The organism is Yinghuangia aomiensis (genome assembly GCF_039542225.1).
Taxonomy (GTDB): Bacteria; Actinomycetota; Actinomycetes; order Streptomycetales; family Streptomycetaceae; genus Yinghuangia; species Yinghuangia aomiensis.
The window spans coordinates 1-14,343 of the sequence record NZ_BAABHS010000074.1; the positions used below are offsets into that span (position 1 = coordinate 1).

Genomic DNA, 14,343 nt, shown 5'->3' on the forward strand with positions numbered 1-14,343 from the left:
TGCGCTCGGTGCGGGCGGCGACGTAACCCATCGCGACCTCGGGGGCCGACAGGTGGCTGTACTCGGTCAGCGCGTGGTGCTCGCCGAACCAGGCGTACTTCCAGTTGTGCTTGTCCGCCTTGATCACGAGCTCCAGCTCGCGCATGAGGGACAGGTGCTCGGATGCGCGGTCGTGCGCGGCCGGTCCCGGGGTGAAACCGTTCAGGAAGATACCGAACTCCACCGGGAGTCCTCCTTGGTCATTCAGGACGCCTGCGACAGGCCGACCCGCAAGGGGCATGTAGGTCTGCGTCGGGAAATCTATTTGCGTAACGCTTACATGAAACATGCTGTGACGCAAGAGCCCGACGAGCGTGTCGACCGCATCGGGTCCGGCCGGTGGGCGGAGGATGCCTCACCGGCCGGACGTTCGAGGAGCCTGGTTGTCATGCTTGTGTGTCCGGCACAGGGAGCGGGTCTCCCATGCGCGCGTACGCTTCGGCCATTCCCGCACCGACGAACCTGTCCCAGGTCACCGAGTCGATGTCCGCGAGCTCGTCGCGCCAAAAGTCGACCGGCGTGATGCTGCCCTCGAAATGCGGCATGTCCGACGAGAACACCGCGACACCGGGCAGTCGTTCGAACAGCCGGACCGGCGACTGCGCCGCCTGAGGGAGCGGACTGATCCGTACGTTGCGCTTGACGTACTCGCTGGGTTTGAGCGGCAGGCGGTAGGGACCGAGCCGTGACGCGGCGTCCGGCGTGGCCCGGCCGTCCATGTTCTCGACTGCGAACTCGACCCATCCGATGCCGGTTTCGAGGAGGAGCACCGTCAGGTTCGGGTGGCGCTCGAATACGCCGCCGAAGACCAGGGCGTTCAGGTACACCTGCGCAGCCTGGAACGACTGCGACGTACTCATCCGCGTCACCAGCGACGGATCGTCGGTGTTCGCGTATGCCGGGTGGTACCGCGGCGGCAACTGTCCCGCGTGGAGCACCGCCACCATGCCCAGTTGGGTTGCAGCCGCCCAGACTTTGTCGAACTCCGGGTGGAATGGCGGGATGCCGTTGCTGAACTCGGTGGTGACGTGGAACGCCCGGCTGCCTCGGGCCCGCATGCGCGCCAGCTCGGCGACCATCCAGTCCAGGTCGTCGAAGTGTGTCAGCGTCACGGGCATGAGGCGATCACGATGATCCGCCAGCTCGTCGCTGAGATGGGTGTTCAACGCCCAGGCCACGTCCCGCGCCAAGCCCGGGTCGCGCAAGCATGACATGAGCGTGTAGCCGGTGCCGGATATGAGGTTCTGGACGGCGATCCCTTGGGAGTCGAGGGTGTTGATCCTGTCCTTCGGGGCGAGTGGGGGGTGCATGCTGTGCCCGTTGAGGGTTGCGGCACCTTCCCCTCGGGGGTACATCGCCTGCAGTGTCGGCGTGACCAAGCGGCCCAGTGGCATCCGCTGTTCGCGCGACACGAGCGGGCGGATGCCCTCAGACGTGTAGTACGCGAAGTGCTCGGCGGTCGCGAGCTCGAACTCCGGCTCGTCCTGAGGCAGCAGCTCGGGCACGCGACCCCGGAGATCAGGGAAGCCGTCCATCCAGTCGGCAGCTGGTTCGAAATGGGAGTCCACGTCGTAGACGAACGAAGTCATGGTGTGTCCTCTCGCCCACCAGGAATAAGCGTTGAAGCTACGCTAATTTCGGTGGGGTCTCAATGGCTTCGGCTGGGCGGATTCGCCCGGCCCGGGTCGGGCCGTTGACTATTTGGCGTAGCACCTACACGATTGGGCGCCGACGCGGGTCCGCAGCTCCGCCTGCGCGCCACGCAGTGCCGTTCGCCAGGGGCATCGCAGCCCGGCTCTGTCCAAGCCAGCAGATTGGAGTGGCGCCGTATATGGCCGTCTTCGCTCTCCGGTTCGACTTCCGAAATCCGACGTTTGCAGGTTCGTCCATGGCGGACCGCTTCACCGCCGCGCTGGACATGGCTGAATGGGCTGACCGTCTGGGGTTTGCATCGATCGTTCTGTCGGAACACCATGGCAGCGATGACGGCTATCTGCCGGCTCCCTTGCCGTTGGCTGCGGCAGTCGCCGCTCGCACGCGGGACATCGCCATCAGCATTTCTGCCATACCTGCGCCGCTCCACGACCCGGTGCGATTGGCCGAGGAGATCGCGGTCGTGGACCTGATCAGCCGTGGCCGCGTGAGTATTGTTCTGGTGAACGGTTACGTTCAGGCCGAGTTCGACATGGCGGGAGTCGTTACCAAGGATCGTGTCCGGCTCACCACGGAGACTGTACGAACACTGCGCGACGCCTGGACCGGTAAGCCCTTCGAGTTTCGCGGGCGGCGGGTCCGAGTCACCCCTACGCCCTTTCGGGAGAGCGGTCCCCCCATCGTGCTCGGCGGGAGCGTGGAAGCCGCCGCACGCCGCGCGGCACGGATTGCCGACGGCTTCATGCCGTCGAACCCGGAGATCTGGAAGTTCTACCGTGACGAACTTGTGGGGCTCGAAAAACCGGATCCCGGACCGTACTTCGGCACGGGTACTGCCTTCGTTCACCTGTCCGACGACCCGGAGCGCGACTGGGCGCGAATCCTGCCCTTCGCGATGCACGAAGCGAACGCCTACGGGACCAACATGGCGGCGGCCGGGACCGAAGGTATCGGTGGTTACTTCACCACGCACGATGCCGAAGAGCTTCGGGAGTCCGGCCAATACCGTGTGGTCACGCCGGAGGATTTCGTCGCGGAGCTGGCGGCTGCCGGGACTCATGGCTTCGCCCTCTTCCATCCCATGATGGGCGGCATCCCGCCGGAGCTGGCGTGGGAGAGCCTGCGTCTGTTCGAAGCGAAGGTCTTCCCGCGCCTCGGCGGCGGGGAGGAGCAGTGACAGCCTCGCTCCTGTCGGTCGCGGACCGCCTGGACCTGGCGGAACTTCCGGCGAAGTTCTGCCATTTCTCCGACTACGGTGACTACGCCGCGCTGGCGGACCTGTTCACCCCGGATGTCGTCACCGAACTCGTGGGGATCGGCGTCTACGACGGAATCGACGCGCTGGTGCAGCATGCCCGCGAAACCGCCAACTGGTCCTCCGGATATACCTGGCACGTCGTCGCCAATCTTTGGATCGAGCCGACCGTGAGCGGCGCGGCTGTGCATTACTACATGCTTGGCATGTTCAATACCGCCGCCGGCGAGCGTACGGGCGTTCACCACACGTCCGGACGGTTCGTCGACCAGGCGATTCGTACGACTGAGGGATGGCGAATCAATCGGCGGGTATTTCAGATGGACTCGCCGAAGTCACCGCCGGATCTGCGCTGATCGTTCGCGGGAGCGCCGATAGGCCCAAGGGGTCGTGGAGGGACGACGGGGTGGGGTTTGGGGATTTCGAACCGCACCCCGTCGACGCGCCGCCCAAACCACGTTCAGACGAACGACGTCTCCGCGGTGAGACCCAGCTCGGGGAGCTCGCCGGTGGCCATCGGCTGCCAGTTACCCCAGCCAATGCCGCCGCCTACCGGGTCGCTGATTCGCACGACCGTGTCGCGGATCTGATGGACCCTCCGAGCGTTTTCCGGCGTGGAGCAGTCTTTGATCCGTTCACCGTCGACGTGCAGGAGGCCGCGCCATTCGCCGTGGTGGTGGCCGTCGAATCCGAAGTAGAGCCCGGTGCCGAGGTGGAAGCCGGTGTCGGAGACGACCTCGACCGTCATCGTCCGGGTGGATCCGTCGCTCATGGTGCAGTGGACGCGGCCGCCGAGCAGCCGCCGGTTGACCGGGTCGTACGACAGTTCCGGCACGATGTCCGTCATCTGTTCCACTCGGCCGTCGGGATGCTCGATGGTGCCCCACGTGGCCTTGCTGTTCAGGTTGGGGCGGCGGAAGTGGTTCATCACCATGAAGACGCCGTATGCGCTCCCGTCGGCGCGTTCGAGGTAGCTCGGCGTCCAGAGGAAGTGGTAGGCGCCGATCTCGGCCGCGGGTTCCAGGTCGGCGGGTGGGCGGCCGACACCGACACGGACTCCCCAGGAGTGGTCTCGTGTGGAGACCCACGCGTCCGGCGTGATCTCCGTGCGTTCGCCGTCGACCTCGATCCAGCCGGAGCAGCGTCCGATCTGGTGGTACCGCACCAGGTCGGAGCGCACGCGGTAGCCGGTGCGCAGGTGCGTCCGGTCCTCGAAGGCCGGGGGGAAGGCGCCGTCGAAACGGCAGTCGAACGCTATCGGCTGGGTGTTGTTGGCCTCCAGCACGAATCGGACCGATTTGAGCGGCTCCAGGATCTCGTAGCGTATCGGGCCGAGGACGGTCGCCTCGGGGTTCGGCGCAAGCGCCCGACTTGCGCGCACGGTGATCTGTTCGACGCCGCGGGAGACCCCGGCGTAAGCGTCCATCACATTGCGGTTGGGGTACTTCCCCAGACCGAAGCCGAGTTGGAGACTGCCGTCGCGGGCCGCGGCCATGGCGCAGACCTTTTCGGTCCAGGAGGGATCACTGGACCCCACGACGGCGAACGTGTCGGTGATCTGGTGGGAGAACCCTTCGTCCGCGGGGGTCAGGGGGCCGATGGGGTTGATCACGGTTGGTCTCCTTGGTTCGCTTGGGGCAGCTGCCAGTTGGGGAGGAACCGGCCGGCCAGTATGTCTTCGAGCTCGCTGCGGACGATGATCAGGTCTTGGGGGTCCGCAGGCATCTCCCGTTCGTTGAAGTGGACTGCGCGGCAGGACACGCGGATAGAGGTCAGTGCTTGGCGGAGCGCGGCATAGGCCAAGTACCAGTCGAATCTCTGCGGCTGATAGCCCGTCGCCGCCGTGTAGGCCGCGATTACCCGGTCCGCTGCGAGGAATTCGGGCATGCCGGTTTTGCCGAGCCGGCGCGCGATTCGCTGGAAGTACTCGTGGAAGAAGACCAGCCAACCGAGGTCGAGTTCGCGTGGACCCAGGGCGACGGCTTCCCAGTCGAGGACGGCGACCGGGTCGAAGCCGCGGAACAACACATTGGCGACGCGCGAGTCACCCCAGCTCACCACGGCGGGCCCCTCGACCTCGGGCCACGTGTCCGCAAGGAAGTCGAACATGTCCTCGATCAAGGGGAACTTCCGGCCCTCACGGATCCAGTCGTAGTAGGAGCGCTGGTTGGCCACGTGGCGTCTCAGGGGCGTGTCGCCGGGCGCATCGAATTCAAGAAAGCCGAAGGCGGCCGCCCGATCGATGAGTTCCATCCCGTGGATGCCTTCGAGGGCACGGATGACGCCGGCTTCGGCCGTGGCCTGCTGCGCCGGCGTCGCAGAGGCGAGCCACCCGCCCAGCACGTACGGCGGCATGTCCGCGGCAGCGACGCCGTCGATCCGGTCCATCACGAAAAAGGGTGACCCGAGCAGCGAGGAATCGGCCTCGAACCAGGGAACGTCGGGGACTGGTACCCGAGTTCGCTGACCGACCAGCCGCATCGCGGCGACTTGCCGGGCCAGGTCGTACCGGGGAAAGAGGGGGAAAGCGTCTGCGGGCGGAGGTAGGCGGAGCACGTATGTGCCGCTGTGTGCTTCTCCAGCACGATGCCACTGGGCGTCGAACAGGACGGTCTCGCTGGAGAACCCCGCGCCTGTGGGCCCGCCGGTGACGGCGACTGTCGGCAACCGGTCGGCCCGCAGCTTCTCACGGAGCCAAGGCGCCAGCACCTTCCCCAGCGCTTCGAGATTGCGGGTGCTGGTCCGGGGGCGGAGGTCGCTCATGACGCCGTCCCCTCGGTGCCGCGGTCGGAGTCGGCACCGACGCTTCGCGGTGTGGTCGATGACAGGAACAACGTGGCCTCCTCGTGTGGTTGCCGGTCGAAGCCGTTTCGTCGGCGAGGCCGCCCTGCGAGTCGGCGTCGCCGCGGGCGGCCCCGGCGACAGATGAGGGCATGCGACCAGTCATACATGCATTGATGCATGACATCAAGGTGCGTGAAGTGAGGGGTGAGCGCGTGAACGCATTGATGTCATGTAGTGATGCATGTATGAGTGACGTAGGCGCATGTCGGGCTGCGACTCGCATCGACGTGCAGCAACCCTCCTCGGGAGGCGGAGCTCCATAACCGCGGCCACGGGGCGTATTGAGTGAAGGGGCGTCGATGTCGCTGATTCGTATCAACCGGCCAGAGGCCGGCATCGCAGTGCTCACCATGAACCGGCCGGAGCGGCTGAATGCCTTGTCCTTCGATCTCGTGGACGATCTGCATGCGGCGTTGGACGAGGTCGGCGCCGACAACGCGGTGCGCGTCGTGATCCTCACCGGGGCGGGCCGCGGGTTCTGTTCGGGGCTGGATCTGCGGACGATCGGCCCGTCCTCGGTATCGGCCGGGCTGAGGCCGCCGGCCGGAGGTATGCGCTCTCAGGCACACATTGCCGACTTGGGACCGCACCTGCGTCGCATTCCTCAACCGGCGATCGCCGCCATCAACGGCCCGGCGTTCGCCGGCGGCCTCGCGCTGGCGTGCGCGTGCGACATTCGGATCGCGGCGCGTTCGGCGCGGATGTGTGTGCAGTTCGTCAAGGTCGGTGTGGGCGGATGCGATATCGGTATCAGCTACACGCTGCCGCGGTTGATCGGGGGTTCACGAGCGCACGAGCTCATCCTGACTGCCCGCGAGTTCGATGCGGCCGAAGCCGAGCGCATCGGACTGGTGGCGCGCGTGGTAGACGACGGCCAGGCGCTCGACGCCGCATTGGATACCGCACGAACGCTGCTCGCCTACAGCCCGTTCGGCGTCACCATGACCAAGGAAGTCATGTGGGCGAACCTGGATGCGTCGAGCTTCGACAATGCCCTGCACCTGGAGAATCGAACCCAGATCCTCGCCGCCACCAGCGGCGACGTCCTCGAGGCAGCCAAGGCATTTGCCGAGAAGAGGCCGCCGACCTGGGGAGTCTGACCGGCCACAGCTCGCCGCCGGCCGGAAGCCGTGCCCAACTTAGCGCCTATAAGATGAGGGCGTGCGGCAGGCAATCCGGTCGGCCGCGGGCAGACAGGGAAGCGGCTGATGGCTGGGACTGCGCAGACCGAGACGCCGCCGTCGGAGTCGGCGCCTGCGAAACGGCCGCGCCGCCGTGCCGGGCTGGACCCCGACGTGATTACTCTGGCGGCCGTCGAGCTCGTTGATGCCGAAGGTGCCGCGGCCCTGACCACCAAGGCCCTTGCCCGCAAACTTGAGGTGACGCAGCCGGCGCTGTATGCGCACATGGAGAACCTGGCCGCCATCCAGCGTGCCGTGGGCTTGTACGGCATGCGAGCGATGAGCGAGGAACTGCGATCAGCTGTCCTGGGCCGGTCCGGCGATGAGGCGCTGCGGGCGTTGGCGGAGGCCTACCGCGACTATGTCCGCAACTATCCCGATCGTTTTCTGGTGCAGTGCAGCGCACCACCGTCGCCGGAGTACAGAGCCGCGGGTGAGCGCGCCGCCGAGGCCGTCCGTGCGGTCTTGCGCTCCTACGGCCTTGACGAGGATGAGGTGCGCCTGGCGCACCTGTCGTTCCGTGCCACCATCCACGGGTTCGCCGTTTTGGAGGTTCAGTCCCGCAGCATCGGCTCGGCGCACGACGACGCCGCGTTCGAGTACTTCCTCGACAGGTTCGCAGCCGGCCTCCAAGCCGGCGGTGGAGGCACACGTCGCCGATCCCGGAAATGACGCGGCGCGGCGACCAGCCGGCCGTCGCGCCGCATCCTGTGTCAGCCCGCTGCACGCCCGATTCGATCGGTCATCAGCATGCCATCATTGGTCAGCAGCACCCCGGCCACGCCGTTTCGGAAGTACGCGGTGACGAAGCCCTGTTGGTATGTCCATGCCGGGACATCAGCTTGCACGAGCCGGGCGAGGTCCGTGTAAGCGGCTTGCCGCTGGAAGGGATCGGCGGCGATCCGGCCTCGCTCCAGAGCCGCGTCCGCCGCCGGGTTCTTGTAGCCGAGATAGTTGGATACGCTGGTGGACTGCAAGTACGCGTACATCGATGGCTCCGGGTCCGACAGCAGCCAGTTCTGAAGTGAGGCCTGGAACGTTCGGTTCGTGCGGATGGCCGTGACGAATGCAGCCACCTGAAGCGGCTCCAGTCGCACCGAGATGTTCTTCAGTGTCGACAACTGGGTCTGGATGTACTCGGCGGTACGATTTGCCTGCGGATTCTGCGGGATGGTGAACGCAAAATCCAAGGGCTTGCCCTCGGCGGCGAGTTCGTCGAGGAGACGTTGTGCCTCGGTGCGGTCGCCCGGAGGGTTGGTGTTCACGCCTGGTGCAACCAGGGCGCTGCCGTCGGGGAACATGCCCCTCGCCGCCGTCCCTTGACCGCCGAACGCTACCTTGTTGATGTCCTCGGGGTTGAGGGCCAACGCAACAGCTCTACGTGCACGTACGTCGTCGAAAGGCGGCTTGGCGTTGTTGAACATGATGGATTCGCCGGTTATGCCGCTGACCTGAACGACGTTCAGCCCCTTGGCGCGGGCTTTGGCGCCGTCCACTGCGCTGACGCTGACCTTGGCATCGACCTGACCGGAGGCGGCGGCGTTCAGACTCTGCTCGCTGTCGCCGATGAGCTGGAAGGTGATTTTGTCCAGATAGGGGTGTTCCGGGCCCTGCCAGTACTTCGGGTTCTTCTGCACCGTCATTGCGCTCCCTCGGGTCCAGTCCGTGAGCGTGAACGGGCCGGCGCCGACAGGATGTGTCTTGAACGCCTGCGGATCCTTTCGGAATGCCGTCGGCGACGGGATGAACGAGAGGGAGGTAGCGACGACCCGGTCGAATTGCGCGTTGGGGGCGACGAGGTCGACCTTGAGGGTGGTCGGGTCCACAACTGTCGTGGCGCGGATTGCCTGCGCGGCCCCGGCGGCGAGCGATCGTCGTTCGGGGTTCTTGTGCTCATCCCAGGTCCACTTGACGGCTGCGGCGTCGTAGGGCGTGCCGTCGGTGAACGTGACGCCCGGTCTGAGCTTCAGGGTCCAGCCGGCGGCGCCCGGGTCCGGGACCAGCGACACAGCGATCTGGGGGATCGCCTTGCCGGTGCCGGGCTCACTCCACAGGAGTGAGTCGTAGAGCGCGTTCATCCGAGTGCTGTCGATTGCCTGGTTGCCGGCGGCGCCGAAGGGGTCGGCGGTGTTCAGATCGCTGACCACGCTGATGGTCAAGGATCCGCCCGGCCGGGGGGACGCGGAGGAGGCGGCGCCACCGTTGGTGTGCGATTTGCCCTGGCCGCCCGCGCAAGCGGTCAGGGTGAGTGCCGATGCCACTGCGATGGCGGCGAAGGAGCGTCGAGCAGCGGGACGACGAGCTGGAAGAGGCATGGGTACGCCTTTGCTGAAGGGGTCTGTTACTCGTCACTCATGGGGTGAGACATTCAGGTGCGGGCCAAGTCCGCCATCAGCTTCAGTGTGGTCGGGTTCTTGGAGCCGATGATCATGTCGGTGACGTGCGGGTCGTCGCGCCACACCGCGAAGCGTTCGCGGATGCGGGCGGCGGGGCCGACGAGGGCGATCTCGTCAACGAGTTCGCTGGGGACCGCGGCAATGGCTTCGTCGCGGTCCCCGGCTGCGAAGAGTGCCTGGATGCGGGCAGCGGCGTCCGGGTAGCCGAAGCGTCGCATGAGGTCGGCATGGAAGTTGCGGTCTTTGGCGCCCATGCCCCCGACGTAGAAGGCGAGGGAGGCCTTGACCGGCAGCATCGCGCGCTCCAGGTCGTCGTCCACCACGACCTGGACCATGGGAGCGACGCGGAAGTCGTCCGGCTTGTCGTGCAACGCGTCGCCGTATGCGCCGAGGTTGTAAGGCGACCAATGCAGTGGCAGCCACCCGTCCGCGATCTGCGTGGTCAAACGGACGTTCTTCGGGCCGGCCGCGCCCAGGAAGAGCGGAAGGCCGGGACGACGTGGGTGAGTGATCGACTTGAGCGCCTTGCCCAGGCCCGTTCCGTCGTCACCCCGGTACGGAACCTGCACGTAGCGGCCGTCGAGCTCCACAGGGCCTTGTCGACGCAGGACTTGGCGTATGACATCCACATATTCGCGGGTGAAGGTGAGCGGACTTCCCGGGAACGGCCGCCCGTACCAGCCCTCGACAACCTGCGGTCCGGACATGCCCAGACCGAGGATGACGCGGCCGTTGGACAGGTGATCAAGCGTCAAGGCATGCATCGCCGTGACGGTGGGCGTGCGCGCGGACATTTGCGTGACCGCCGTACCGAGTCCGATCCGCGAGGTAGCGGCCGCGATCCAGGTCAGCGGGGTAAACGCGTCCGAGCCCCACGACTCGGCGGTCCACACCGAGTCGAAGCCAAGACGTTCCGCCTCCTGCGCGAGCTCCACAACGCCCGACGCGGGGCCGCGGCGCCAGTAGCCGAAGGTCAGGCCGAGCCTCATCGGTTGCTCCTCACATGGTGTTTGTCACAGAAGGCCGCAGCGGTCGGCGGGTGTTCGTCCGATCGTCGCTGGCGGCGCGTCGCGCGCCCGGTCCTTCGAGAGCGGGAACCCCGGCGAGGCCGGCGTCGAAACGGTGTCCGGGGACCTCTTCCCATCAACCCTGAGAGGCGTCTTCCGCCGCGGGCGCCTTGTGGACGGGGTTGCACTACTGGATAAAGTCATACATGCATCTATGCATGACTACAAGCTCGACAGCGGATTCGGCTCGTGCTCGGCGGGGTGGACTACTTCAGGCGTGGTGCGACGCTCCGCCTCCCATTGAAGTCATGCATCAATGCATGTATGAGTGGCATGCATCGTTCGTTTCGCCGTCGCCCTGATCCGGCGTCCCGTCCACCGTCGAGTGGGCGACATCTCGCACCTGTGGAGGTTTCCGATGACCGCCCGTCCACCCAAGCCGTCCGGGTTGTTCGACATGTCCGACCGCGTCGCGATCGTGACCGGCGGGAGCCGGGGCATCGGCCTCGCCATCGCCAAGGGCTTCGCCGCGCACGGCGCCAAGGTCGTCATCGCCAGCCGAAAGCCGGAGGCATGCGCTGCTGCCGTCGAAGAGATCGAAGCCGCGGGTGGCACCGCGCTCGCCGTGCCGACCCACCTCGGTGAACTCGATGCCCTGGAGCGCCTGGTCGACCGGACGGTCGCCCACTTCGGTGACCTGGACATCGTCGTCAACAACGCGGCGAACGCCCTTGCGCAGCCCGTCGGCGAATACACCGCCGAGGCGTGGGCGAAGTCGCTCGACGTGAACCTTCGCGGGCCAGTCTTCCTCACCCAGTACGCGCTCCCGCATCTGCGCCGCAGCATCTTCGGCGCGTCCGTCATCAACGTCCTGAGCGCCGGGGTGTTCCTGCGCTCCGAAGGCACCTCGATCTACGCGATCGGCAAGGGCGGCCTTCTCGCCTTCACCAGGGCCGCGGCCGGCTCATTGGCCGCCGAGAACATCCGGGTCAACGCGCTCGCACCGGGCACCGTCGACACCGACATGGTCCGTGCGAACACACCTGAACGGGTCACCTCCATGGCGCACTCGTCACCGATGCGACGTATGGCCGAACCCGACGAGATGGTCGGCCCAGCCCTGCTCCTGGCCTCGGATGCCGGAAGCTACATCACCGGCCAAGTCCTCAGTGCCGACGGCGGGCTCACGGTGCACTGAGCGGGTGGCGTGGCCGGCACGCCGAAATCCGCCGCACCGTCCATACGATCAGATCCGAGGTGTCGAACATGGCCGATTTCAATCTCGCCGACCTGTGGGAACTGCTTGCGGATGCAGGAGGCGACGCCGAGGTGCTCGTCGCCGGCCGGGAACGGCGTACATATTGCGAACTGGACGAACGTGCCAACCGGCTCGCCCATCACCTCTTGGACCGAGGGGTCGGGGCAGGCGACCATGTGGGCATCTACAGCTTCACCCGGGTCGAATACGTCGAGGCGCTCCTTGCGGCATGGAAGATTCGGGCAGTACCGATCAACATCAACTACCGTTACGTCGCAGGTGAGTTGGACTATCTCCTCGGCGACGCAGACCTGGTCGCGATGATTTATGAACGCGGCTACGCCGAGCGACTTCGTCCGCTTGCTGCAAAGTTCCCCGCCATAACCACCTACGTGTCGATCGCCGACGGCACGGCCCAGGGAACGGACCTGGACGACGCCGTCGAATACGAGAGCGCACTCGCCGAAGCTTCGCCAAGCCGAGGCTTTGGGCCACGTAGTGCCGATGATCGCTACATCGTCTACACAGGCGGCACCACCGGCATGCCCAAGGGCACCATCTGGCGCCACGAGGACATTTTCTTCGGCGCGTTTGGGGGCGGGGAGTGGTCCGGTAATCCGATCACCATCCCTGAATCAATCGCACGGAACGCCGCGCTGGAGGTTCGGCTCACCTTCATGCCGACCGCTCCGCTCATGCACGGCGCCGGCCAATGGTTCGCGATGGGCGGACTGCTCGCGGGTTACCGGGTGGTACTCAACACCTCACGAACCTACGACGCCGACGAACTCCTCGGCATTACCGAGCGCGAAGGTGTCTCGTCACTCACGATCGTCGGCGATGCCATGGGGCGCCCACTCGCCGAGGCGGCGAAGTCCGGTCGCTACGACCTGAGCCAACTGCGCGTGGTCGGCTCTGGCGGCGCCATTCTCTCGGACGCCGTCCGCGCCGAGATCGTCGCTGCCGTACCCCACGTGCTCATCAGGGACGGCTATGGAAGCTCTGAACTGGGTGCGGGGGGAAGTGCAGTGGAAAAGGCTGCAGTAGGCGCCGACGGTGTCGCCCCGCGCTTCTCCATGGGGCCGCAGGTGACCGTACTTGATCTCGAATCCATGAATCCCGTCCGGCCGGGTTCCGGAGTGGTGGGGAAGATCGCGCGGTCCGGACATATCCCGCTGGGCTATTGGAAGGACGAAGCCAAGACGGCGGAGACCTTTCCGGTGGTCAACGGTGTGCGGTACGTCGTGCCGGGCGACTTCGGGACCTTGGAGGCGGACGGCACAATCGTCATGCTGGGTCGCGGTTCCGTGTGCATCAACTCCGGGGGGGAGAAGATCTACCCTGAGGAGGTGGAAGCCGCGCTCAAGGCTCACCCTGCGGTATTTGACTGCGTTGTTGTCGGTGTGCCGGATCAGCGTTGGGGATCCCGGGTGGTTGCGGTTGTCGCCGCCCGATCCGGCTGGAAGCCGACCTATGACGAACTCGCGGATCACTGCCGAACGTTGCTGGCCGGCTACAAGGTCCCACGCGCGGTTGTCCTCACTGAAGAAATTGGCCGCACCAATGTAGGAAAAGCTGACTACAAGTGGGCCGAGGCCGTAGCGGCGCAGGCTGTCTGAACGAAGAGGCGGGTGTGGTGAACGATTACATAGGTCACGGGGTCAAGCAGCGTGCCGCGGTGAGGATGACGCCGGAGGAAATCGAGATGTTTCTGGCCGAACGGCACTCCATGACGATGTCGACGATCAACGCCGACGGGAGTATTCACTCGGTTGGCATGTGGTATGGATTTCTCGAAGGTGCCGTTGGCTTGGAGAGCAAGGCCAAGGCTCAGAAGGTTCTCAATCTGCGTCGTAATCCGAACATCACCCTGCTGGTCGAGGATGGGCATTCCTATGAGGAACTCCGCGGGGTTTCGATTATCGGGAAAGCCGAGATCGTCGCAGACCAGGAGAGGATGTGGGAACTGGGCGTGAGCGTCTTCAGCCGCTATAATGCGCCGTACACGGAAGCCATGCGTCCTGCGGTGGAGGCGATGCTCAATAAGCGCGTCGTGGTCAAGGTCATCCCTACCCGGATCGTCAGTTGGGACCACCGGAAGCTGGGCCTGAAGCCGTCACGCACGCCAGTGGCTTGATCGCAACACAGAGGCCGTACCGGTCAACCCGGTACGGCCTCTGTGTTTGTCTTGGCAACCCGCGCGCATCTGTCCGGTAGGGCCAGGAGCGATTTGGCCCGTCGGCGTTACTTCTGCAGGATGTGCACGGCCGCGGTCGAGCCCAGCCCGATGACGTGGGTGAGGCCGACCCGGGCGCCGGCGATCTGCCGGTCGCCGGCTTCGCCGCGCAGGTGGGTGGCGACTTCGTAGACGTTGGCGATGCCGGTCGCGCCGATCGGGTGGCCCTTGGACTGGAGTCCGCCGGAGACGTTGACCGGCAGCCGCCCGTCCCGCCACGGCGCGCCGGAGTCGAGGAAGTCCGCGGCGCCGCCCGGCTCGCACAGCATCAGGTTGTCGTAGTGCAGGAGTTCGGCCGTCGCGAAGCAGTCGTGCAGCTCGACGAGGTCCAGGTCGTCCGGGCCGATGCCGGCCTTCTCGTACGCCGCCGCGGCGGCGTTGCGGGTGCACGTCGACACGTCCGGCTGCACGAGGCCGCCCGGCACGTACGGGTCCGACGTCATGACCGACGCGGAGATCTTCACCGCCCGTTCG

13 protein-coding genes and 1 pseudogene are annotated in these 14,343 nt (G+C 66.0%); 7 read left to right on the top strand and 7 right to left on the bottom strand.

Annotated features, from left to right (window positions below):
• Together ABEA93_RS41550 and ABEA93_RS41555 are read right to left on the bottom strand one after the other, a co-directional pair.
• A pseudogene (locus tag ABEA93_RS41550) lies at positions 1-223 on the bottom strand (LLM class flavin-dependent oxidoreductase); the annotation flags it as partial.
• A 202-nt stretch (positions 224-425) separates the two neighbouring features.
• Positions 426-1,628, bottom strand: coding sequence for an amidohydrolase family protein (locus tag ABEA93_RS41555; protein ID WP_345681214.1), 1,203 nt, complete (start codon positions 1,626-1,628; stop codon positions 426-428).
• 242 nt (positions 1,629-1,870) lie between these two features.
• Here ABEA93_RS41555 and ABEA93_RS41560 point away from each other — a divergent pair, with 242 nt between their 5' ends.
• Both ABEA93_RS41560 and ABEA93_RS41565 read left to right on the top strand, forming a co-directional pair.
• Positions 1,871-2,869, top strand: a complete 999-nt coding sequence (locus tag ABEA93_RS41560; protein ID WP_345681215.1) for an LLM class flavin-dependent oxidoreductase — start codon at positions 1,871-1,873, stop codon at positions 2,867-2,869.
• Positions 2,866-3,303 carry a nuclear transport factor 2 family protein gene (locus ABEA93_RS41565; RefSeq protein WP_345681216.1) on the top strand — a complete coding sequence of 146 codons (438 nt, stop codon included), beginning with the start codon at positions 2,866-2,868 and terminating at the stop codon, positions 3,301-3,303. The genes ABEA93_RS41560 and ABEA93_RS41565 overlap by 4 nt, the downstream gene beginning before the upstream one ends.
• A 104-nt stretch (positions 3,304-3,407) precedes the next feature.
• Here the strand turns inward: ABEA93_RS41565 and ABEA93_RS41570 are convergent, their stop codons facing one another.
• Entirely contained in the window at positions 3,408-4,559 is a 1,152-nt protein-coding gene (locus tag ABEA93_RS41570; RefSeq protein ID WP_345681217.1) for an Rv3169 family protein, read from the bottom strand.
• The gene (locus ABEA93_RS41575) at positions 4,556-5,710 is read right to left on the bottom strand and encodes a phosphotransferase family protein (RefSeq protein WP_345681218.1); all 1,155 of its coding nucleotides are present in this window, start codon (positions 5,708-5,710) and stop codon (positions 4,556-4,558) included. Before ABEA93_RS41575 ends, ABEA93_RS41570 begins: the two co-directional genes overlap by 4 nt.
• Before the next feature lie 380 nt (positions 5,711-6,090).
• On the opposite strand from ABEA93_RS41575, the gene ABEA93_RS41580 reads away from it, so the two are divergent.
• Both ABEA93_RS41580 and ABEA93_RS41585 read left to right on the top strand, forming a co-directional pair.
• Complete coding sequence (locus ABEA93_RS41580) at positions 6,091-6,891, top strand: enoyl-CoA hydratase/isomerase family protein (RefSeq protein WP_345681219.1); 801 nt, start codon at positions 6,091-6,093, stop codon at positions 6,889-6,891.
• Between the two features lie 108 nt (positions 6,892-6,999).
• Positions 7,000-7,644, top strand: a complete 645-nt coding sequence (locus ABEA93_RS41585; protein WP_345681220.1) for a TetR/AcrR family transcriptional regulator — start codon at positions 7,000-7,002, stop codon at positions 7,642-7,644.
• 41 nt (positions 7,645-7,685) lie between these two features.
• Here the strand turns inward: ABEA93_RS41585 and ABEA93_RS41590 are convergent, their stop codons facing one another.
• The gene (locus ABEA93_RS41590) at positions 7,686-9,131 is read right to left on the bottom strand and encodes an ABC transporter substrate-binding protein (RefSeq protein WP_345681221.1); all 1,446 of its coding nucleotides are present in this window, start codon (positions 9,129-9,131) and stop codon (positions 7,686-7,688) included.
• A gap of 209 nt (positions 9,132-9,340) precedes the next feature.
• On the bottom strand, positions 9,341-10,357 hold the full coding sequence (locus ABEA93_RS41595; RefSeq protein WP_345681222.1) for an LLM class F420-dependent oxidoreductase: 1,017 nt from the start codon (positions 10,355-10,357) through the stop codon (positions 9,341-9,343).
• Between the two features lie 436 nt (positions 10,358-10,793).
• Between ABEA93_RS41595 and ABEA93_RS41600 the strand changes: the two genes are divergently transcribed.
• From ABEA93_RS41600 to ABEA93_RS41610, 3 genes are all read left to right on the top strand, one after another.
• On the top strand, positions 10,794-11,573 hold the full coding sequence (locus tag ABEA93_RS41600) for an SDR family NAD(P)-dependent oxidoreductase (protein WP_345681223.1): 780 nt from the start codon (positions 10,794-10,796) through the stop codon (positions 11,571-11,573).
• Between the two features lie 68 nt (positions 11,574-11,641).
• Positions 11,642-13,252, top strand: a complete 1,611-nt coding sequence (locus ABEA93_RS41605; RefSeq protein WP_345681224.1) for an acyl-CoA synthetase — start codon at positions 11,642-11,644, stop codon at positions 13,250-13,252.
• 14 nt (positions 13,253-13,266) lie between these two features.
• The gene (locus ABEA93_RS41610; protein WP_345681225.1) at positions 13,267-13,770 is read left to right on the top strand and encodes a pyridoxamine 5'-phosphate oxidase family protein; all 504 of its coding nucleotides are present in this window, start codon (positions 13,267-13,269) and stop codon (positions 13,768-13,770) included.
• 107 nt (positions 13,771-13,877) lie between these two features.
• Here the strand turns inward: ABEA93_RS41610 and ABEA93_RS41615 are convergent.
• Positions 13,878-14,343: thiolase C-terminal domain-containing protein (locus tag ABEA93_RS41615; RefSeq protein WP_425585271.1), on the bottom strand; the 466-nt coding region annotated here is incomplete at its 5' end.

Excerpts from the sequence above, each read along its gene's own strand:
- ABEA93_RS41555 (WP_345681214.1), bottom strand. The coding sequence starts at position 1,628 with ATGACTTCGTTCGTCTACGACGTGGACTCCCATTTCGAACCAGCTGCC.
- ABEA93_RS41560 (WP_345681215.1), top strand. The coding sequence starts at position 1,871 with ATGGCCGTCTTCGCTCTCCGGTTCGACTTCCGAAATCCGACGTTTGCA.
- ABEA93_RS41575 (WP_345681218.1), bottom strand. The coding sequence starts at position 5,710 with ATGAGCGACCTCCGCCCCCGGACCAGCACCCGCAATCTCGAAGCGCTG.
- ABEA93_RS41580 (WP_345681219.1), top strand. The coding sequence starts at position 6,091 with ATGTCGCTGATTCGTATCAACCGGCCAGAGGCCGGCATCGCAGTGCTC.
- ABEA93_RS41585 (WP_345681220.1), top strand. The coding sequence starts at position 7,000 with ATGGCTGGGACTGCGCAGACCGAGACGCCGCCGTCGGAGTCGGCGCCT.
- ABEA93_RS41595 (WP_345681222.1), bottom strand. The coding sequence starts at position 10,357 with ATGAGGCTCGGCCTGACCTTCGGCTACTGGCGCCGCGGCCCCGCGTCG.
- ABEA93_RS41600 (WP_345681223.1), top strand. The coding sequence starts at position 10,794 with ATGACCGCCCGTCCACCCAAGCCGTCCGGGTTGTTCGACATGTCCGAC.
- ABEA93_RS41605 (WP_345681224.1), top strand. The coding sequence starts at position 11,642 with ATGGCCGATTTCAATCTCGCCGACCTGTGGGAACTGCTTGCGGATGCA.